Source organism: Shinella sp. GW835-FHT14H05, from assembly GCF_058793575.1.
Genome location: NZ_JBXAFY010000026.1, coordinates 32,797 through 52,817, shown reverse-complemented (window position 1 = coordinate 52,817; position 20,021 = coordinate 32,797). Strand labels below are relative to the sequence as shown.

Genomic DNA, 20,021 nt, shown 5'->3' with positions numbered 1-20,021 from the left:
CGGCGAGATGCCACCATTGGCAGGCGCACAAGCTCGGCAACCATCACCGCCACGCCTCCGAACCGCAGTATCTCTTCTGCGCTGTCGAGGACTCCATCCTCGTTCTCACTGTGCACGAATGTCACCCGGCCCATACAGAGCCCTGCCTGCGCAATGGCGGGGGCGAACAGATCATCTCGCACCACGCACCACAGCACTGGCCCTGTGGTGCGTCCAGCTATCCCGGCAGCGAACACAGGTGCAGTAGCGCCAGTTACCGCGTCGATGCCGCCGCCCGCTATCTCGTGCGTCGAGCCGAAAGCTAGGCCGCCGTTCAAGCGGTCATCGATCTCAGGAATGCCAAAAGGCAAGCGTTTCCGTTTCCGAGCATGACCGCCGGCAATCTTGTCGATCTGCTCTTGAAGCTCGGCGATAACGGCCGCGTTCTGCCGCATCCTATGCGCCTTTCTCGTCAGGCGACCTATTCCGATCGGCCTGGGGACGCCAGCCCCTCGTGAAGCCCCGGCTCATCGCCTTGTCGGCAAGCTCGACCTGTTGGCGCAAATGTCCACAGTCGGCCAACAGGGTCTCGATAGTGGCTCTAGCGTCTCCATCGTGCCAGGCGAGCGCCTCATCAATCGGATTTGCGGTGTCATTTCCTCGTTCGAGCGGGCGCAATTCGTCATTCTCCTGTGTCGTGCCACAGCAGGCATCAAGTTCCCTGATTGTCAGATTGGCGTCCGCATCGCCGGTTCGTTCTTAGTATGTTCCGAGCGAGAGAAGAGTCAATGCCTCATCGAAAGCACGAGGTCCACTCTTAGTGAGGCATCAGAATATTTTCGCTGCGACTGATACGCTACCACACTCTCATCCGTGCCCCCGACCCTTTGGCAAGCCTATGAAATGCAAAGTCCATGCGAAGGTGGACACCAGCACATCCACTCAAGACATAATGCGTCGCCACGATGGGTCGCTTAGAAAAGTCAGCCTAAAGCAGCGGACATGCATATTAACCGCCCGCATTAATATTAATACGAGGCGATCAGGCGCTAAACTTTCCTTGAATACAGAGCGCATACTAAAGATAGCTTGTCGATGACAACCAGTAGCAACGCATCGCGACAGGCGAATAAAGACTCTGAAGAAAAACGTGAATGGGGGTTCACATGATGAAAAATGCGCTCCTGGTCTCTTTCGAAATCGGTTGGGGGCAGTCAATTCAGGAAAGGGAGGATTATAACCGGATATATTCCGCATGCGAAAAGGCCATACAGTCGGGTATTGGTCCTGCCGACTATTGGAATGAGAACACAACATTTGTTGTTGTCAGAAGCAAAGAAGACGCCGCGGAGTTTCTTGCACGCGTGTGGCATGCGGCAGGCATGCGTCGCGACAAGGATCGGTTGATCGTTCTGGACAATGCCAAGGACACTGGGCAAGTGCGTGGCGCTGTTCGAGACAACGCGCTTTTTGAGATCCTGCCCTTTTTGACCGCATCAAACCTGAGCGATTAAACAAAATTACTATTCAGTAGGCCCTGTGTGCTCGCATGGGGCCGCAATATCATAAATTGGCCGGAGACCTTCGCAGCAAGGCGCCATGTGGATTTCGAGTGAGTGAGCGGCCGCACGATTTCCTCTTCGACGACATGGAGATCTCAAAAATTCCCAGAGTCGCCAACAGCTAACCATCAACAATATCAATAGCTTAGGTTCATAATATCAGTTATGGAACTCGTCAATCGTTGCGTACTTCATCGCGGCACGGCCAAAGCGCACTCTCCGCGCGCAGTGATCGTCGGAGGCTGGCCTCGCATTGTTCTGTTGTGGAGGTGGCCGGCTCGGTCTCGTGTTGCGACCAATTCCTTTCGAACGGGCACCGTGAGACGATCGACGCTATTGGCATTGTGTGCAAATCTGGGAACATTATGCCGTGCTAGCGCGAGGCGAAATCAAACATTAAGCCTGTGGAGCTGGCTTTTCGCGAAACCGCCCGACATTCTTGTTTTCGACATTTATGCGCCTAGATCGAGTGTATGGACGCTCGCCGAACATCAGCGCCTTCAACGAAGAGTGGGGTTTCCTCCCTTCAACGGCCAACGCCGACCGTCATCGGCGAAGTCGACCGCCTTCTTGCAGGGCGCACGCGCGACATTCGCTTGAACTCGGAACTTTCCCGCCTTTTCCACCTACGATCATGGCCTCAACTCTCGAAGATTATCCGCGCCTGGATGATCTGGGTGGTGGTGCTGGACGCTCTGACACTTGCGGTCAACGCCGCGCTGCTCCCGACCGAAGTCGTTGTCGCGATGCTCAAGCCAGCGTCAATCCTCCCGCCCGCCGCACTTGCCACAGCGGTCGTCTTCCTGGAGCCGCGCTCGCGCTGGATCCAGGCCACCGCTCTTCATCTCGGCGTTCTTCTCATCCTGCTGTCGGTCGCACTGGTCGGCGTCGAAGCTGGTGGTCAATATTACGAACGCCACCTCACGATCATGCTGTTCGTCGCCGTGAGTGCAATCATCATCTTCCCAGTTCCACTCGAGTGGACAATTTCGGCTGCCGCAGCTGCACTCGGGCTTTATCTCGTGCTGCAAGTGCAAAACCCGGATGTCGCACGGGGGAGCGCACTCGCCGGCGCGCTGTTCTTTGCAAGCGGCGTCGCGGCAACGGTCGTCGCTCGCCGCACCGCTAACCTTCTCGCCCACAAGACCTTTCTACTTGAACTGCGTGATCGCGCTCGCCTGGCCGATTTGATGGACGCTAATGCACGACTGGAACTGCTGGCAAGGACGGATGCGCTGACTGGAATCGCCAACCGCCGCTGGATGATGGAAACGCTTCATCGTGTTGGAACCGGAGAATTCGAGCAGGCTAAGGGGACAGCGATCCTGATGTGTGACGTCGATCACTTCAAGCAGCTCAATGACAGCCTGGGCCATGCCGAAGGCGACCGCTGCCTTGTAAAAGTGGCAGGTATTATCCAAAGCAGTTTGCGTGACGAGCGCGATCAGGTCGGGCGCTACGGCGGTGAAGAGTTCCTCGTCCTTCTTCGCGGAGCCAGCGATCAGGACGCGGACACGGTCGCAGAGCGAATTCGTAGCCGCGTCGAGGCCGCCTCCCTACCCAACCCCCGGTCTGCGGTCGCACCATATGTTACAGTCAGCATCGGGGTCGCGATCGTAGACGGAGGGGCAAATGGTCTATCTTCCGAGGCGCTGCAGCAGCGTGCGGACGAAGCCCTATACGATGCAAAGAAGGCTGGCCGGAACCGTGTTATCGCTTACAAGCCTAAGTTATCGACGGCATCCACGTAAGCTTGACCTCGGCTGGTTTCACATTTGCACTTTTCGCCTTTGTTGCGCTTGTTCGCCATGCTGATAACTCTCAAATTGTTTGGCATGTAGCCGACGAGCGCTATTTCAGCTTGCTGGAAGCCCAGTCGCGGCCCTCGTCTCCGCCCCAGAGAAGCCAGGCAATGTAGCCGGCGGACGGATTGTCGTCGTCGCCGAAATTCTTGGCGCGCTTGTCGACCTTATGCCGCGCAAAGTAGCTCTTCATCCGTTTTACGGTGGCGAGGCTGAGTTCACGTTGGTTCTTCAGATCGCGAGCCCGCGCCACGCCGATTTCGGTCCCGCCCCGCTTGAACTTCTCGCGCAATCCCAACCCTTTTGCCGCCTGCTCGGCCATTGCTGCTGTTGGCTTGAAGGTATCAGTCATCGACGGCCCTCATCGAACATGTCAGGATCTGCGAGTAAGGCGGGCATGGTCTGCCCGCCTGCGCTGTCACATCTCAACCTTGGCATTGTCGTCAAGATTTGGTCTTGTGTTGGTAACCGCCGCCGCCGCCATCTTGATATAGCTGATCACTGTACCAGGGCTGTCCCAGTATTCGGCAGAGTTCGGCGTGACCTTCAGGATGCGGATCAACGGATCGTCGGCGCTGTCCCACCAAGCCTTTGCGGGCGTCGACCACAGGTCGCGGATCTTCTCGCGGTCGTTCCGCACCTCGGCGACGCCGGAGATGGATACATATTTTTGCCCCTTTGAGTCCGCAAACGCCAGGCAGACCTTCGGGTGCTCAGCGACCTCATCATCCTTGTGACTATCGACGTCCGTCAGGAAATAGAAGGCATTCTCGATCCGCTCTCCATGAGCGGACATTGGCCTTGCCTTCAGGTCTGAACCGGATTGGGTGGTAAGCATGCAGAACCCGATTTTTTTGGCGAGCTCCCAGACTTTTTCGTTTTCATCTTCGACATTCGCCATGCGTTTTCTCCTATAGTGGCTGGAGAAAACGGTCGATAATGCAGGAAGTTCCTTGAAGGTAGCCAGCTGCAGGTCAGATTGGCGCTCTCTGTCGGAAGACTTTCTCCAGGAATGGAAGCCACTGTGGGCCGTCATTCATCGCCACTGTAAAAACGAGCCGCTGATCCCGGTATTCGCCCTGACAGAATTTCGTCAGCGCAGCGCGCTGTTTTAGGGTGGGATTACCTGAAAAGCTCATCGCCAAGCCGCGAGGCCCAGCATCGATCCTGCAGACACTATACGCAGCGGCCGCAACGCGAAGTCTGGCAAGGCGGATGAGTGTGGAGACCTCATCAGGCAGCTCGCCAAAACGGTCGTCGAACTCGTCTTCCAGTTCATCCAGGGCACCCTGATCAATCGCGCGAAGCAATCGAGTATACAGGTTCAGCCGCACCGTGCCGTCCGACACATAGTTTTCGGGTATCGATTGGGTGATGCCAATATTGATTGCAACATCCTGTTGTTCACGAAATCCCTGCTTTCCGCCCGCCAGCACCGCGCGTTCTAGGAGTCTTTGATATAGACTGACGCCAAGCAGTTTCATGTGCCCTGCCTGATCGTCTCCAACAATATCGCCGGCGCCGCGCATGTCGAGATCCTGCATGCTTAAGGCAAAGCCCGCGCCCAAGCGATCGTAGGCTTCCATGGTCGAGAGGCGCGCGCGCGTTTCTTCCGAGATGTCGTCCTCTGACAAAAGCATTGCAGATCCTTGGGTCCGACCACGTCCGACTCTGCCCCGAAGCTGGTGTAACTGAGCCAGGCCAAATCGATCGGCCCGCCAAATGAAGATGGTGTTCGCACGCGGGATATCGAGCCCGCTTTCGATGATATTGGTGGACAGGAGAACGTCCCCATCGCCGTCGCCAAATCCGACCATGACCTCGTCCAGGTCTGCAGCCTTCATTTTACCGTGTGCGACGCGGACCGATAGCTCGGGAACGAGGTCTTTCAGCGTTTCGTGAACGCCGTCGATGTCTTCGATTTGCGGTACAACAACGAAACTCTGCCCGCCGCGGCGAAACTCGCGCAGCAGCGCGACACGCATGGAAGCGCGATCGAATGGCCCAAGTGTAGTTCTGACCGGCCGACGTTTTGATGGCGACGTCGCAAGGATGCTGACATCCTGGATACCGATCATCGCCGATTGCAACGTCCGGGGGATCGGTGTCGCTGACATGGCCAGCAGATGCAATGCGGGCGAAAGCGATCTCATCGCCTGTTTGTCGCGCGCGCCGAACTTGTGCTCTTCATCGATGATCAGCAGCCCGAGCCGGGCGAATTGAACATCCTCCGCAAGAACCGCCTGCGTAGCGATGACGATGCCGACGTCACCTGACGCCAATCCGGCCTTTACGTCCGCTGCCGTCTTCCGATCGACAATCCTCGACAGCATCTCTACCTTGACATCCGTGTTGGCAAACCGACGCTCGAATGTGAGATAATGCTGACGGGCCAGAACCGTGGTCGGCGCTATGACAATTACCTGCGCGCCACACAAAGCGACTGCGGCCGCCGCCCTCAAGGCAATTTCGGTCTTGCCGAATCCGACATCGCCGCAGACGAGACGATTCATCGGCATTCCAGAGCTTAAATCCTGCAAGACCGAGCGAATGGCCGATGACTGATGTGCTGTCTCCGCATAGGGAAAGCGCCGCACGAAGTCGGCGTAAGCCTTCTGTGGGGGAATGAACATTTCCGCGGTGATTTGGCGACGCAGCTTGGCAAGTCGACGCAGGTGCCTCGCTGCTTTTTTAATGTCCGTATCAATTGCGGTCCGACGTTTCGCCCAAGCCCCGGTTTGCAGGCGGTTCAGTGTGACTGTTTCGGGCGACGATCCGTATCGCCACAGCTTACCGAACTCGACCATCGGCACGAGGATGGAGCCGCCATCCCGATATTTGAGCCGCGCCGCGTCCTGACGGATTCCCTCGACATCAAGCGTTTCGAGCCCCTGCAAGATCCCGACACCGTGGTCCTCGTGAACCACGACGTCACCAAGCTGGATTTGCGGCTCATTCAACAATGACGACGTATCGATCTCATCGGTCTCTTCGCCCAGCACGTCCGCAGTCGTCACGACCTGAATGTGGTCGATGGCAAAGCCTCGGTCCAATTCGCAGTTCAGTGTCAACACGGATCCAGCCGGCGCTGAAACGCACGCCTTCCAATCATTCACTGCCATCACATCTGATGTCTGTGCCACGGCGCGCACCAGATTTCCCATTGAGCGACCGCAGCCGGCGAGCACCACAGATTGGCCCGCTTTCTTCCGCTGATCAACAAAATTGACCAAGGCTTTTCGGCGATTGCGCCCTTCAATCGAGCCTTGTGGACGAGCGTCGGCGTAATCGATGTCAAATCGGTCAAAACGTGCGATCTCTCGAAGGAACTCATCCCGGTGAAGGTAAAAGGTACGTGGTTTGCGGCGCGTGCCCAACTTTGACGGTGCACGGGCCTCTGTCGCGTCCTGAACGGTCGCAATGAGTTCGTCGAGTTTGCTTTCCCATCCTTCCTGTAAGGACAGCAAACTACCATCGACGGCACTAACGAGCTTCGGCATTGTGCCGTAAGTTTTCAGCAGTTGCTCTTCGACAGATACGGGACGACTATCGGCGGCGTCTGTGAAGCTGCTGAGGATCAGCTCGGAAGCCGGCCCAAATGTCATCTGATCGACCGTTTCAGTGGTTCGCTGAGTCTCAGCGTCGTAAAACCGTAGCTCCTCGATCCTGTCATCGCCGTCGAGCACGATCCGCATCGGAACTGGGCTACCAGCGGGAAAAATGTCGACAACGTCCTCGCGGAACACGAGCTCGCCAGGCTCGTCGGCAAGCGCCTCCTCCGAGTAACCAGTTCTAAGCGCGAATTTTCTGAATAAGTCACGATTAAATGGCTGCCCAACCTCGAGAGTGACCTCGCTTTCCCGCACGACAGAAAAAGGTGGGATTGGCTGCAGCACCGCTCTCAATGAGGTGATGAGCAGCCTCGGCTTAGACGAGGGTTGCAGCCAGACACGGAGCGCATCCATACGCAGACCCATCACCTGTTTGGACGGCGCGACGCGATCGTAGGGAAGACAGTCCCATGGCGGCAGTAGGACAATCTCGATATCCGGACCGAAACATCCGGCTGCGTTTGCGATCCGCTCTGCCCTACCTCCCGTCAGCGCGATGTAGACATGCGGGCGCGGATCGGAATGCATGATTTCGACCAGTTTTGAGGCGATCAACGCGTTTGAGATTTGGACAGGGGCGGATAACGCCTGATTTGTGAAGCTTGAATACTCGGACACGCGCAAGCCAATCTCCAGTTTTTGTTCGGAGCAAAAAATGGTTTACACCAGCAGAGCTATGCGAAATGTCGAGCGACGGCATAGCCGCTCACGCTTGCAATCGCTGTCAGCACAGTCCCCCAGATCATATCGACGATGCTGCGTGAGATCGGCCAATTCTTCAGTGTCGACAGATTGGTGATATCGTAGGTTCCATAGGCCGCCAGACCGAACACGGCGCCGTAGCCCGCTGCCGTCCACAGCGATCTAGCCTCAAGCCCGGGCCAAACGGCCAGCACGACGATCGCTGCAGCGAAGAACAGGTAGAAAACTGCGGCGACCGCAAAATTAGGGGATGGAAGCATCAGATCGCCGAGCTGCTCTTCGTAAAATTCGCGAGCCACGACGCCGAGCCAGATGGCGTCGATGGCCAGGAACGACACGAGGGTTGCAATATAGGCAATTCCGAATGTTCTCACTATTGCACCTTTCCGTGTTACGACGCTGGCTTGCGGGTGTATCCGGAGGGATGCAAACCCAGCCTTCGCCGCTCTATATTATTCGTGATATCTCGCTCTGCGCGATAACTCGTAGATCGATTGGGTGTTCCTCCAACATTCAGGAATTGAGCGCGCTTGTTAGACCGCGGTTCAAACCTGTCGACCAGCTGGCTTGTCAGGTACGCGCTGCAATGATCACGTTGCTGAAACGTGTAAGACCTCGCCTCGAACTGGTTTCTCCGGCACTAAGATTCCTTAGCGTCGACAAACCCAAGGCAGGGCCTACTAGTCATCACCGCGGTTGGTGTCGTGAGCGTTCAAGTCGCCTCAGACAGCGAGCTTGCCACTATCTTTGCAGTGTTTGAATTCAGCAATCTCTTGCCACCCCGCTCGGGTCTTGAAAAGATCTGAACCGTTCATTCCTAAATCAGGTTTCTCCAGCGCCGCGAGAACCGCACCGTGAACGCCGGTTCCCGGTCACCTCCGTGGTGGCGCAGGCTGGAAAGACGATTTACCCTCAAGGATCGCCTGGCAGGATGCCCGCTCGATCAAGGCACAACCCACTTTATGAACACGATGTGATCCCTTGGTGGGAGACGTTCTGCCCAGTTGCCGCAGAGCCCAGGCTCCCATCGGTCGGTGTGGGAGTTCAAGCGTCGTGAGCTGCGGCCTCAGGTGACGGGAAAGCTCATCGTCATCGTAGCCGACGACGGAGATGTCTTGGGGGATGCGCAGCCCGGCTTCTGCGACGGCGCTGAAACAGCCCATCGCCATCTTGTCGTTTTGGCAGAAGATCGCCGTTGGCCGATCGGCGAGCGCCAGGAGTTTCTGCGTTGCGTCGAACCCCGACGTGGGGGTCCAGTTTCCCTCCACCACGAGCCTGTCATCATAGGGGATCTTCGCCTCCGCAAGGGCCTCCCTGTAGCCGAAAAGGCGATCCTGCGATGCTTCCATGAAGGTCTCGCCAATGATCGTGCCGATACGCCGATGCCCAAGCCCCACCAGCGAGGCGGTGGCCATTCGCCCGCCGTTGATTTCGTCGGGGACCACCGAGGGAAAGCGATGGTCACCGGTATAACAGTTGAGCAGGACAAGAGGGACCGGAAGGTCGTTGAAAACCGGGTCCAGCGAGACGCGCCGAGTGAAAATCGACATGTAGACGATGCCCTGGGCGCCGGCCTGGAGCAGCCGGGCCAAAGCCTTCTGTTCATGTTCCGCCCTGCCCTGGGTCTGTGCCACGAGAATGGTCACGTCGTTTTCCCAGGATTCGTGACGTGCGCCCTCGATAGCATTGACCGCCTCTGGCGTGGTCGCGAGCTGGTCCACGATGAAGCCCACGCAACCGCCGCGCAGATCGTCCAATCCAACGCGCCGGATTGGACTTCCCACGCCGTAGTTCATGGATCGTGCGGCATCGAGCACCCGCGTCCGGAGATCTGGGGAGATCTTGATGTCGGTGACACTGTTGAGGACAACCGACACCGTGGCCTGCGAACACCCCGCGGCCTTGGCGACATCCATCATCGTCACACGCTTGTTCGTCTTCCGACCGCTCATGGCTATCCCCACTGCACGGGTCGGATTTCTACATCAACTAATAAAATTCTTCCATTGACTAATATTTATTAGTTGCGCTAGCGTGCTTGCCATCGAGGAGGACATCGTAATGACCGCACAGAAATCGTTCGAGTACGATATCGCCGCACAGATGGCCCAACTTTCCGAGGACGGCATCATCGGATTGAAGAATGCTTTCTCGCCGGAATGGGCGGACGGAATGCGCGAGGACATGATGACCGCCTTCTGGTCGGCCATCCAGCGGCCAGGCGGCGCGGTCGGCCGCGGACCGCGGCGCTGGTATGTGGAGATCCATCCGCAAGCTTTCCGGGGCTTCGTTGACCTGATCACACATCCCTGGCTTTTGGACATCTGCACGAATGTGCTCGGCCCGGATTTTCAGATCGTTGAAATCGGCCTTGATGTGCCGTTCCAAGGCGCGAAATATCAGCCCTGGCACCGCGATTTCCCTTCACCCGTCGATACCTATCGAGACCGCAAGATCACCTCTCTCGCCTTCAACCTGACCGGCGTCGATGTGACAGAGGACATGGGACCGTTCGAGGTGGCGCCCGGCACACAGTATGATGACGGCAGGGAGTGGAAGCACGAAATGTTTCCGGACAAGTCACTCTGGGAACGTTTTCAAGAACGGGGAACGCGAAAATATCCACGACGCGGCGACATTTCGTGCCGCTCCGCCTTGACGGTTCATCGCGGTACCGAACACCGCTCGCCAATCGCGCGTCCCGTCATGGTTCTCGGCGTCGATGCGCCGGGCGCGGGACATGCAGCGTTACACGATATGATGGTGACGCCCGATTGGTACGATGCCTTGCCAGATGTGGCGAAGAAACATCTCGTCTGCCGCGTCGTCACCGATCTGGTGCCGATCACCCAGAAGCACGACATCGAAGGTCTCGTCATGGGTGCTGATCCGATATGACATTTTACTTTGCAGGGGACGTGCCTGGCGCCCTCAAGGGCGCAGCCGTTGGGCGGGCCGCAATGCTGCCGTGAGGAGCAGCAAGAGCACGCCCGCTCCCATCGTCCGCAAATCTTGCCTGGGCCGTCGAAGCGGGACACGTGCATGGATCTGTTCGCGTAGCACATCAAGCTGCCGACGGAGGTCGGCCAGTTCCTGGGCGACCGCCGGTCCTTGCACCTCGATCAGGCTGCTCGAGGCAGCCGCCTCTTCAATTTCGGCAAGGTACTCCCGCCACTGGGTGTCGCTCTCAAAACCGTGCTTACGAATGTCCGTCATCAAATAGCCTCCTCATTTCAAATCATGATCCCGCCGCCGGTGACAGGCACCACGGCGCCCGTCATGTAACTTCCGAGGTCGGACGCGAGCAGCACATAAGCACCGGCAAGTTCGGCTGGCTGCCCCGCGCGGCCAAGCAGAGACTGCTTGCCAAAACTTTCCGTCTTCTCGGGCGGCATCGTTGAGGGGATGAGCGGAGTCCAGATCGGCCCAGGCGCCACCGCGTTCACGCGAATGCCTTTATCGGCCACCATTTCGGCCAAGCCGGCCGTGAAGTTCGAGATTGCACCCTTTGTCGCGGCATAGGCCAGAAGCTGGGGTGAAGGCTTCCGAGACTGGATCGACGTTGTATTGATGATTGCACTCCCTGGCTTCATGTGCGGAACCGCGGCACGCGCGAGAAAAAAGGGAGCGTAGATGTTGGTGCGAAAAGTCGTATCCCATTCCTGCGTACTGATATCGCCGATCTCTTCATACGTTCGCTGAAAGGCGGCATTGTTGACGAGGATGTCCAGTCGCCCGAAATTCTCCAGGCACTGCCGAACCAAATGCTCACAATGATCCTCGCTCGTTATATCGCCCGGCAGGACAAGCGCCTTGCGTCCCGCCGTCTCCACCCATTGCGCCGTTTCATTCGCATCTTGATCTTCACTGAGATAGGAAATGGCGACATCGGCACCTTCACGTGCAAATGCGATCGCGACAGCTCGACCGATCCCGGAATCCGCGCCGGTGATCAGCGCCACCTTTCCCTCCAGTCGACCCGAGCCGATATAACTTTCCTCGCCATGGTCGGGGACCGGCTTCATCGCCCCCGTCAGTCCGGGAGGGTTCTGTTCTTGAGGCGGCTGCGGGGGCAACGGACGGCGCGTCTCGGTTTCGGTCATCTCAGTCTCCAATCGGACGTCTCGGAGGCCAAAACTCGAACCGAGCGCCGATGTTCCCCGGATCTCTAGGGTGTTTAGATCGGCTTGCTCAAATAGGCCGAACCCGGCATTGCGAAGCGCCATAGCCGATCGGCTGCCTTGCTGATACCGATCCGACCGCCGCTCATTGCCACGCAAACTTGCGCGGGGAGCTCCAAGGAAAAGGGCGGCGACAGGAGGGGAAGGCCATTCATGCCTCCGGTGATGCCGAGTGCCCTGCACAGGTTGCCTGGCCCCGCACAGAGTCTTCGCAGCACCACGCCCGCGCGGCGCTCTGCCATCACCCCAAGGCCATGCGTCGGTTCCAGTGCGCGGATCAGGACTGCGCTCCCGGGCTCGCAAACCAGATTGAAGCACCAGTGCAGCCCATAGGATCGATAGACATACGCGGTTGCTGGCTCGCCGAACATGGCGGCATTGGCAGGTGTCGGACCACGGAAGCTGTGCGAGGCCTCATCTTCCTGTCGGTAGGCCTCCGTTTCCACGATGATGCCGCCCAAGCCGTCGATCAGAAGGCGCGTACCTATGAGATTCGCGGCGACCGCGACGGCGTCTCGTCCGAAAAAACTCTTATCCATGACGCATTGTTAAATCCGAATTGCCACCACCGGAACACGTTCTCTGACAGCGTCGTTGATGGCAATCTTGATCAGATTTCTTGGGCACCGTGGGGTATCGCCTCCAGCACGAGGCGGAATGTCAGTATTGGTACGCGGTTGGCATCCTGAAGCTCGACTGAAATGCTGTCGACGGGTTCATTCGGCAGACCGTCGACCGCCATCTCGGCGAGCAATGTCTTTGCTTCTTCCTTGGCTCTTTGCAGATCAGAAAATTCGAAACCGCGGTCCGGCTGAAGGACGCCGTCCTGATCCTGGATCTTGAAATAAAATCGCTCCATTGGCCGCCTCCGCATGACTGTTGTGCGACAATGGCTTTTGTCACCAAACGTTCCCCGGCCTCCACCGATTGCGTCGCCGCACGGCGAACTTTCAGAGATCGCCTTCGAAGCGAGTGCTAGCCCGGAACGTTGTCTCAACCTAAGAATTAGATCCCCGTTGGAAAGTGGGGTCCTATGCGAAAAGTTCTTGTGGTGGAAGACGAGGTCCTGATCCGTCTCACATTGGTCGACGCGTTGCTGGCTGCAGGCTTCGACGTCGTTGAAGCGGGTTCCGCCGACGAAGCCGCCGACATTATCGACGAACAGACGATTCATCTGCTTTTCACGGACATTCAGTTGCCAGGTACGATGACGGGGGTGGATCTCGCCCATGCGGTCGCCAGGCGTTTTCCAGATGCAGGAATCATCGTCGCGTCGGGCCGGCTAACCCCAGGCGCCAATGAACTGCCATCGGGTGCCGAATTTTTACCCAAACCCTATCGGTTCGAGGAAATCGTCACCCGCCTGAGCGCAATGTCACACCCGTAGAAACTGTGCGGGGCGTGGATGCGCGCGGGAATGCCGGATTCCTCAAATGGCCATATCAGTGGCATAACGTCGGCACCACACGTTACAGGACGCGCTGATGAAGATTGCGATGGCTACTGACAAGATCTCCTCGCGCGAGCGTTTCCTCGAAGCAATCGTCCAGAGCGCCATCGACTACGCCATCATTTCCATGGATCTTGACGGCCTCGTCACCAGTTGGAACGAGGGCGCGCGAAAGATCCTGGGCTGGTCGGCCGATGATATGATCGGCAAGCCGGCAACCGTCTTCTTCACGCTGGAGGACAGGGAACGCGGCGTTCCCCAAAAGGAAATGACGGCCGCTCTCAATCGCGGCAGGGGAAATGACGAACGGTGGCACTTGCGTGCGGACGGCACGATGTTCTGGGCGTCTGGCGAGATGATGGCTCTGCGTGCACCCGACGACACCGTCATCGGCTTCATCAAGATTCTCCGTGACAGAACCGAGGAGCGGGAGCGTGTCGATCGCGAGCGCCTGCTGATGCACGAACTCGGTCATCGCATGAAGAATACATTGTCCGTTGTCCAGGCAATCGTGACGCAGTCGTTGCGAAATGCGGCGTCGCTCGATGACGCTTCAGAGAAACTGCAGTCGCGTATCGCCGTTTACGCGCGGGCGCACGAAATCCTCCTCCAGAAGGATTGGGTCAGTGCAACGCTTGCAGACGTGCTCGACGCCGCCAAAACAAATATCGGTCTGCAAGGAAGCGAGCGTCTCCGATCAGTCGGGCCCGACGTTCAATTGGGACCGCAGGCGGCCCTTTCCTTTTCGATGGTCTTTCACGAACTGCTGACAAATGCCTCCAAATACGGCGCTTTATCGAATGCAGATGGGCGCGTTGACGTTGCGTGGGACATCGAGCGCCGCGCGGGCACAGACGTTCTCGTGGTTTCCTGGCGGGAAGCGGGTGGGCCACACATTCCAAGTTCCGAACCCGATCGCAAGGGATTTGGATCTCGCCTCATCATTTCCAGCCTTCGGGCCTTTGGGGAAGCGGATATATCTTACGAGCCGGGAGGTGTGGCACTCGTTGCCGCGCTGCCACTCGCCCGGATTCAACTACGCAACGATCTGTCGGAGATCGACAAAAACGCGACCTGAAGACGCAGCGGCAAGCTGCTTCGGGAATCCATGAACCCGGATTATTGAGTTTGGCTACGCAGTTGCCGAAAAGGGCTGCATTCACTCGCCGCTGTAACGCGCAAAAAGAAAAAGGCCGGCAAATGCCGGCCTCCTCCTGGATCGCTTTAACGCCTGTAGCGCAGACGTTCCTGTTCGATTTCAGCCGCATCATAAGGCTTCTGAGTGTCATCGAAGCGCGTCCAGCCGCCCTCGGCATAGGCCGCGCGCCGCTGCTCCGGATCCACCCAGTTCGACTTGCGAAGGATGGCTTCGGCTTCGGCCTGGAGGCTGTCGTCGACCTTCGCGGTCACCAGCGTGCCGCCGCGGCGCACACCTTCGGCATAGACGTGCGCGTGTTCTTCGGACACGCCGGATTCGGTCAAGGCGCCGATCAGGCCGCCGGCCGCACCGCCTGCCACCGCACCGGCGACCGCACCCGCAGCCGTGGCAGCGAGCCACCCGGCGGCGACCACCGGCCCGACACCGGGAATGGCCATGATGCCGAGGCCCGTCAGGAGGCCGCCGACGCCACCGACGGCAGCGCCGATGCCCGCGCCGGTTCCAGCGCCTTCAGCGGCATTGGTTTCCTTGCCATGGCGTTCGTCCGCATTGTTGGAAACGATGCTGATATCGCTGGACGGCACGCCGCGTGCCTCCAGGGCGCTGACGGCGGCGCTGGCATCGGAGTAGTCGTCAAACAGTCCGGTAACGGTTTTCATGGGAATCTCCTGAAGTCTGAATTTACTTGGCGACGATGTTGCCCTGGTAGTCGAGCGCGACGGTCACGGCCTTGCCGTCCTTCATCGCCTTGGCCTGCCAGATGCCCTTGTCGTCCAGGGCAAGGTCGGTGACCTCAGCATAGCCGGCCTCGGCGATGCGTTCCTTCGCCTGGTCCTCGGTGAAGCTGTTGGCACCCTCGACCGGCGCCGTCGCATTCTTGCTGTCGGGCGTGGCAACCGCGGGTGTGTCGCCATCAGTCGTCGGGGTCGTGGACGTCTGAGCAAAGGCGCCAAAAGTCGAGGCGCCCAAAAGCGCTGCGGCTAGTAGAAGTTTTTTCATGATTCTATCCTCGTTCAAGCCTGAGAGCAGGCTGGATAGGAACACCGTGCCGCCCCCATCGTTCCACGAGGAGAAAAATAGAAAATGGTGATGATGGTCCGTGGAACATCAGCCGTTTCAAAGAGTTGACGCGCCATGCGGCGAACATTTTGCGATTTTGCCTTTTTCAGCACAACAGCGGCCCTCCACTCGGCCATCATCAAAGAGACGGCGTCCAGTGCAGCTTTCGCATCGAATTCATCGGCTTTCTGGTCTTCACCACGTCATCTCTGGTCACCACACAGAGTTTATTTTCGAACCGCAGGAACGTCGTCCCTGATCAACGGTTTCTTGAGTCCAACTTCTCGAAAACGTGATCGGAAACTTCAATGGCTTCGGAAAAGACTCTCAACGACCTCTTCCTTGATACGCTCAAGGACATCTACTTCGCCGAAAAGCAGATCCTGAAGGCATTGCCCAAGATGGCGCGTGCGGCCCAGTCGGAAGAAGCCAAAGCCGGCTTCCTGCAGCACCGCGACGAGACCCAGGGCCAGATCGAGCGCCTCGAGCAGGTGTTCGAACTGCTCGGCAAGCCGGCGCGCGGCAAGACCTGCGAAGCCATCCAGGGCATCATCGCGGAAGGCGAGGAGATCATGGAGGACTACAAGGGCACCGCGGCGCTCGATGCCGGCCTCATCTCCTCGGCCCAGGCCGTCGAGCATTATGAGATCGCCCGCTACGGCACGCTCAAGGCCTGGGCGGCGCAGCTTGGCCTCAAGGACGCTGTTCCGCTTCTGGACGCCAATCTCCAGGAGGAGGTTGCAACCGACCGGAAGCTGACGGCCCTCGGCCAATCCTCGGCAAACGCCAAGGGTTCGACGAAGAAAGCCAGCTAGACTGGTCGCAAGCAGATCAGGCCGCCTTGCAGGGCGGCCTTTTTGTTTCCGCGCAACCTTGCCCTCAAACGAGTTCACCAGGAGCCGCATCCATGGCCAAGAAAAGAACCGCCGCCGCGCCGAGAGACGCAACCGACACCGCCACGATCCACGACGTGAAGCTGCGACGCGGTGCGGGTGGCGAGCTTCACCAGACGGCAGAGGGCGACACGCCCGTGCTGACGACTGCCCAGGGCGGGCCTGTCGCCGACGACCAGAATTCACTTCGCGTCGGCCCGCGCGGGCCGCTTGTCGTCGACGACTTTCACTTCCGTGAAAAGATCTTCCATTTCGACCACGAGCGTATTCCCGAGCGCGTCGTCCATGCCCGCGGCTATGGCGCGCACGGCTTCTTCGAGACCTACGAGTCGCTCGCCGCCTATACCAAGGCCGACCTCTTCCAGCGCGCGGGCGAACGCACGCCGGCTTTCGTGCGCTTCTCGACGGTTGCCGGCAACAAGGGCTCGGCAGACCTTGCCCGCGACGTGCGAGGCTTCGCAGTCAAACTCTACACCCAAGAGGGCAACTGGGATCTCGTCGGCAACAATATTCCGGTGTTCTTCATCCAGGACGCCATCAAGTTTCCGGACCTGATCCATGCCGCCAAGCAGGAGCCCGACCGGGCGTTCCCGCAGGCACAGACGGCCCATGACAATTTCTGGGACTTCATCAGCCTGACGCCGGAAAGCATGCACATGGTCATGTGGACCATGTCGGACCGGGCCATTCCGCGGTCCCTGCGCTTCATGGAGGGTTTTGGCGTTCATACCTTCCGCTTCGTCAATGCCAAGGATGAGTCGACCTTCGTCAAATTCCACTGGAAACCGAAGCTGGGCCTTCAGTCCGTCGCCTGGAACGAGGCCGTCAAGATCAACGGCGCCGACCCGGACTTCCACCGCCGCGACCTCTGGCAGGCGATCCAGTCCGGCAACTTCCCCGAATGGGAATTGCAGGTCCAGCTTTTCGACCAGGAGTTCGCCGACAGCTTTGATTTCGACGTGCTCGACCCGACAAAGCTCATCCCGGAGGAAATCCTCAAGCCGGAGCCGATCGGTCGATTGGTGCTCGATCGCATGCCGGAGAATTTCTTCGCCGAGACCGAGCAGGTCGCCTTCATGACGCAAAACGTGCCCCCGGGCATCGACTTCAGCAACGACCCGCTGCTGCAGGGCCGCAACTTCTCCTATCTGGACACGCAGCTGAAGCGCCTCGGCGGCCCGAACTTCACCCATCTGCCGATCAACGCGCCGAAGTGTCCCTTCGCGCATTTCCAGCAGGATGGACATATGGCGATGCGCAATCCGGTCGGCCGGGTGAATTACCAGCCGAATTCGTTCAACGAAGGTCCGCGTGAATCTCCGACGCGCGGCCACCGCCCCTTCCCTGCCGAAGAGCAGGGCACCAAGGCCCGGCTGCGCCCGGAAAGCTTTGCCGACCACTATAGCCAGGCCCGGCAATTCTTCATCAGCCAGACACCGCCGGAGCAACGCCACATCGCAGCCGCCCTCACCTTCGAACTCAGCAAGGTCGAAACGCCGGCTATCCGAGAGCGCATGGTGTCGCACCTTCTGAACATAGACGAGACGCTCGCGACGACGGTGGCCCAGAAGCTCGGCCTCCAGCCCATGCCGAAGCCGGCCGATGCGGCTGTTGCGACGCGCCAGGATCTCGAACCCTCGCCCGCGCTCAGCATCGTCGAGAACGGGCCGAAGCGCTTCGAAGGCCGCAAGCTCGGCATCCTTGTCACCGACGGCGTCGATGCCAAGCTGTTGAACGGTCTGATCACAGCGGTCAACAAGGAAAAGGGCACGTGCGAACTGATCGCGCCCAAAGTCGGCGGCGTCACGGCATCGGATGGATCGTTGGTCAAAGCCCACCACATGATCGACGGCGGGCCGTCGGTCCTTTTCGACGCGGTCGCGTTGCTGACCTCTGCCGAGGCGATCGACGACGTGGTGACGGAGGCGACCGCGCGCGACTTCGTGGCGGACGCCTTCCAGCACTGCAAGTTCATTGGTTACGACCAGTCGGCCATGCCGTTGCTGGCCAAGGCCGGGATCGCCGATGCGCTCGATGAGGGTATCCTTGCCCTTCCCGGCGAGGATGGGCTTTCCGGTTTCGTGGCGGAACTGGGCAAGTTGCGCGTATGGGGCCGAGAGCCATCCGTGAAGCTCGGCAAGGCATCGCAGCCTGCCAAATAAAACTCGGCAAGGGACGCGCCGTCCTATTAAGGAGGGCGCGTCCTACCGGCCAAGGCGCTCTGGCGTCGTCCGCCACATGCTTAGGGACGGAGGCGACGATATCGCTCAAAGAAAGCCCTCAGGAGCAAAATCGATTTCCCAACGGGCCCTCCCCATCCTGCTGATCCCGCTGAGCGGCTGCACGGTCTTGCAGTCGGCGCTCGACCCGGCTGGAGAGGAGGCCGCGGCGGTTTTTCAGCTCTTTCTTTTCATGGTGGTGGGTAGCGCTCTGATCTGGGTCGCGGTGGTCGGCCTCCTCTTCCATCCTGGGCGGCGGGGCGAAACGCCGTTGTCGGCGGAGAAGGCCGGGCGGCTGATCGCCTGGGGCGGGGTCGCCTTTCCTGTCGTCGTGCTTCTGGCGCTGCTTGCCTAAATTGGAGTGGATGATCATCGACCGTCAATGTAGCCGCGTGGGGGAGAAATTCATTCGACTGGCCCCCATATTGGCTAGCCACGCCAACCGACCAACGGACTTCGCCCAGATTTTTACGACGCGCGAAAGCGTGCGTTAACCCGGACTTTTCATCGTCTGAGCCCGATTCGCGCACCAATCCGCTGCCGGCGATGGACGCGGTCGTCTAGCGAAGATCAATGCCCACAGTGAGCGACCCTTCGGAACGGACCGCACCAGCAATGATAATGGCCGCGGCGTTTGAACCGCTTTCGACAAAGTGAACGCCAATTCCCTAAGTCGATTTAAAGAAACGCGCCTTCCTTCACGCTCTGCGGTCAGCAGCGATCAACATAGCGGCGGCCATACTGGTCACGGTAATAGCAACGGCCTGGTTGGCCCGCTACATTGCCGATGAGTGCCCCTGCGACACCGCCAACTGCCGCGCCGACCGCGGCCCCGCGCACGTTCCCCGTCGCAACGCCGCCAATGACAGCGCCCGTGGCAGCGCCCACACCCGCCCCCTGTTCGGTAGCGGTACAAGCGGCTAAGGATAGTGCGACGCAGCTCAAGACGATAATTTTCTTCATTGTGACCTCCCGTTTTCAACCCTCTCTTAATCCGGTCGCTGCTTCTAAGTTCCGCCAAAATTTTGCCTTTCCGACAAAGGATTGGGCGCAGCGGTCAGCACTACAGCGGAAATCTTGAAAACTGGCATGTTTGAAGATGACGAGTTGGGGGCGCCCCGCCTCCTGAGTCGACACGATCTCGGGCCACTTGATGTGGTTCGAGGTCGAGCACCGGAGGAATCTCCGGTTTTTTGCTCTGCCATAGCTGGATCCCTGCAAAAAGCAAATTTGCTATAACGATGCGCGCGGTCCTTGCGTTCCTATCTCAACCTTCGGTTGTCGATGGCGTCGGGATACCTGAAAGTCCTGCTCTATGACCTGCCGAAGAAGTTGCCGTTTTTCTTCAAACCCTATGAAATTAGCCGCGTCATAAACCATATACGAGGGCATCTGACGCAAGAG

At 58.8% G+C, this 20,021-nt stretch carries 21 protein-coding genes; 8 read left to right on the top strand and 13 right to left on the bottom strand.

All coding sequences use genetic code 11. The features are described 5' to 3' along the window. The coding region (locus AC1Q6Z_RS33675) for an ImuA family protein (RefSeq protein WP_492650545.1) at positions 1 to 434 on the bottom strand (434 nt) is incomplete at its 3' end. Between the two features lie 711 nt (positions 435 to 1,145). On the opposite strand from AC1Q6Z_RS33675, the gene AC1Q6Z_RS33670 reads away from it, so the two are divergent. Further along, positions 1,146 to 1,493, top strand: coding sequence for a hypothetical protein (locus AC1Q6Z_RS33670; RefSeq protein ID WP_492650544.1), 348 nt, complete (start codon positions 1,146 to 1,148; stop codon positions 1,491 to 1,493). Positions 1,494 to 2,014: 521 nt separating this feature from the next. After that, positions 2,015 to 3,292 (top strand): GGDEF domain-containing protein, encoded by a 1,278-nt coding sequence (locus AC1Q6Z_RS33665; RefSeq protein ID WP_492650543.1) that lies wholly within the window; start codon positions 2,015 to 2,017, stop codon positions 3,290 to 3,292. Between the two features lie 100 nt (positions 3,293 to 3,392). On the opposite strand, the gene AC1Q6Z_RS33660 is transcribed toward AC1Q6Z_RS33665, so the two are convergent. The 5 genes from AC1Q6Z_RS33660 to AC1Q6Z_RS33640 all read right to left on the bottom strand — a co-directional run bounded on the left by AC1Q6Z_RS33660 (position 3,393) and on the right by AC1Q6Z_RS33640 (position 9,608). Then, positions 3,393 to 3,695, bottom strand: a complete 303-nt coding sequence (locus AC1Q6Z_RS33660; RefSeq protein ID WP_256121467.1) for a hypothetical protein — start codon at positions 3,693 to 3,695, stop codon at positions 3,393 to 3,395. Between the two features lie 66 nt (positions 3,696 to 3,761). Beyond that, positions 3,762 to 4,244, bottom strand: coding sequence for a pyridoxamine 5'-phosphate oxidase family protein (locus tag AC1Q6Z_RS33655; RefSeq protein WP_492650542.1), 483 nt, complete (start codon positions 4,242 to 4,244; stop codon positions 3,762 to 3,764). A gap of 73 nt (positions 4,245 to 4,317) precedes the next feature. Continuing rightward, a complete protein-coding gene (locus tag AC1Q6Z_RS33650; protein ID WP_492650550.1) occupies positions 4,318 to 7,572 on the bottom strand; it encodes a DEAD/DEAH box helicase in 3,255 nt (1,084 codons plus the stop codon). A 56-nt stretch (positions 7,573 to 7,628) separates the two neighbouring features. Continuing rightward, positions 7,629 to 8,030 (bottom strand): DUF2177 family protein, encoded by a 402-nt coding sequence (locus AC1Q6Z_RS33645; RefSeq protein WP_492650541.1) that lies wholly within the window; start codon positions 8,028 to 8,030, stop codon positions 7,629 to 7,631. 498 nt (positions 8,031 to 8,528) lie between these two features. Next, positions 8,529 to 9,608 (bottom strand): LacI family DNA-binding transcriptional regulator, encoded by a 1,080-nt coding sequence (locus tag AC1Q6Z_RS33640; protein ID WP_492650540.1) that lies wholly within the window; start codon positions 9,606 to 9,608, stop codon positions 8,529 to 8,531. 109 nt (positions 9,609 to 9,717) lie between these two features. Between AC1Q6Z_RS33640 and AC1Q6Z_RS33635 the strand changes: the two genes are divergently transcribed. Then, entirely contained in the window at positions 9,718 to 10,554 is an 837-nt protein-coding gene (locus AC1Q6Z_RS33635) for a phytanoyl-CoA dioxygenase family protein (protein WP_492650539.1), read from the top strand. Between the two features lie 33 nt (positions 10,555 to 10,587). Here the strand turns inward: AC1Q6Z_RS33635 and AC1Q6Z_RS33630 are convergent, their stop codons facing one another. The 4 genes from AC1Q6Z_RS33630 to AC1Q6Z_RS33615 form a co-directional block, all read right to left on the bottom strand. Continuing rightward, entirely contained in the window at positions 10,588 to 10,872 is a 285-nt protein-coding gene (locus AC1Q6Z_RS33630) for a hypothetical protein (protein ID WP_492650538.1), read from the bottom strand. 17 nt (positions 10,873 to 10,889) lie between these two features. Next, entirely contained in the window at positions 10,890 to 11,759 is an 870-nt protein-coding gene (locus AC1Q6Z_RS33625) for an SDR family oxidoreductase (protein ID WP_492650537.1), read from the bottom strand. Positions 11,760 to 11,833: 74 nt separating this feature from the next. Then, entirely contained in the window at positions 11,834 to 12,376 is a 543-nt protein-coding gene (locus AC1Q6Z_RS33620) for a DNA-3-methyladenine glycosylase (RefSeq protein WP_492650536.1), read from the bottom strand. A 71-nt stretch (positions 12,377 to 12,447) separates the two neighbouring features. Beyond that, complete coding sequence (locus AC1Q6Z_RS33615) at positions 12,448 to 12,696, bottom strand: DUF6894 family protein (protein WP_256121458.1); 249 nt, start codon at positions 12,694 to 12,696, stop codon at positions 12,448 to 12,450. 174 nt (positions 12,697 to 12,870) lie between these two features. Here AC1Q6Z_RS33615 and AC1Q6Z_RS33610 point away from each other — a divergent pair, with 174 nt between their 5' ends. After that, the gene (locus AC1Q6Z_RS33610) at positions 12,871 to 13,224 is read left to right on the top strand and encodes a response regulator (protein ID WP_439631724.1); all 354 of its coding nucleotides are present in this window, start codon (positions 12,871 to 12,873) and stop codon (positions 13,222 to 13,224) included. 97 nt (positions 13,225 to 13,321) lie between these two features. Continuing rightward, on the top strand, positions 13,322 to 14,365 hold the full coding sequence (locus AC1Q6Z_RS33605) for a sensor histidine kinase (RefSeq protein WP_492650535.1): 1,044 nt from the start codon (positions 13,322 to 13,324) through the stop codon (positions 14,363 to 14,365). A 146-nt stretch (positions 14,366 to 14,511) separates the two neighbouring features. On the opposite strand, the gene AC1Q6Z_RS33600 is transcribed toward AC1Q6Z_RS33605, so the two are convergent. Both AC1Q6Z_RS33600 and AC1Q6Z_RS33595 read right to left on the bottom strand, forming a co-directional pair. Continuing rightward, positions 14,512 to 15,105, bottom strand: coding sequence for a general stress protein (locus AC1Q6Z_RS33600; RefSeq protein WP_492650534.1), 594 nt, complete (start codon positions 15,103 to 15,105; stop codon positions 14,512 to 14,514). A 22-nt stretch (positions 15,106 to 15,127) separates the two neighbouring features. After that, the gene (locus tag AC1Q6Z_RS33595; RefSeq protein WP_492650533.1) at positions 15,128 to 15,445 is read right to left on the bottom strand and encodes a PepSY domain-containing protein; all 318 of its coding nucleotides are present in this window, start codon (positions 15,443 to 15,445) and stop codon (positions 15,128 to 15,130) included. 368 nt (positions 15,446 to 15,813) lie between these two features. Between AC1Q6Z_RS33595 and AC1Q6Z_RS33590 the strand changes: the two genes are divergently transcribed. The 3 genes from AC1Q6Z_RS33590 (at position 15,814) to AC1Q6Z_RS33580 (ending at position 18,972) form a co-directional block, all read left to right on the top strand. Beyond that, positions 15,814 to 16,320 carry a YciE/YciF ferroxidase family protein gene (locus tag AC1Q6Z_RS33590; RefSeq protein ID WP_435269790.1) on the top strand — a complete coding sequence of 169 codons (507 nt, stop codon included), beginning with the start codon at positions 15,814 to 15,816 and terminating at the stop codon, positions 16,318 to 16,320. Between the two features lie 92 nt (positions 16,321 to 16,412). Beyond that, positions 16,413 to 18,560, top strand: a complete 2,148-nt coding sequence (gene katE / locus AC1Q6Z_RS33585) for a catalase (protein WP_492650532.1) — start codon at positions 16,413 to 16,415, stop codon at positions 18,558 to 18,560. A gap of 187 nt (positions 18,561 to 18,747) precedes the next feature. Further along, positions 18,748 to 18,972 carry a hypothetical protein gene (locus tag AC1Q6Z_RS33580; protein ID WP_492650531.1) on the top strand — a complete coding sequence of 75 codons (225 nt, stop codon included), beginning with the start codon at positions 18,748 to 18,750 and terminating at the stop codon, positions 18,970 to 18,972. A 356-nt stretch (positions 18,973 to 19,328) separates the two neighbouring features. Here AC1Q6Z_RS33580 and AC1Q6Z_RS33575 read toward each other — a convergent pair whose 3' ends face one another. Beyond that, a complete protein-coding gene (locus tag AC1Q6Z_RS33575) occupies positions 19,329 to 19,580 on the bottom strand; it encodes a YMGG-like glycine zipper-containing protein (RefSeq protein WP_256120248.1) in 252 nt (83 codons plus the stop codon). Positions 19,581 to 20,021 lie beyond the last annotated feature (441 nt).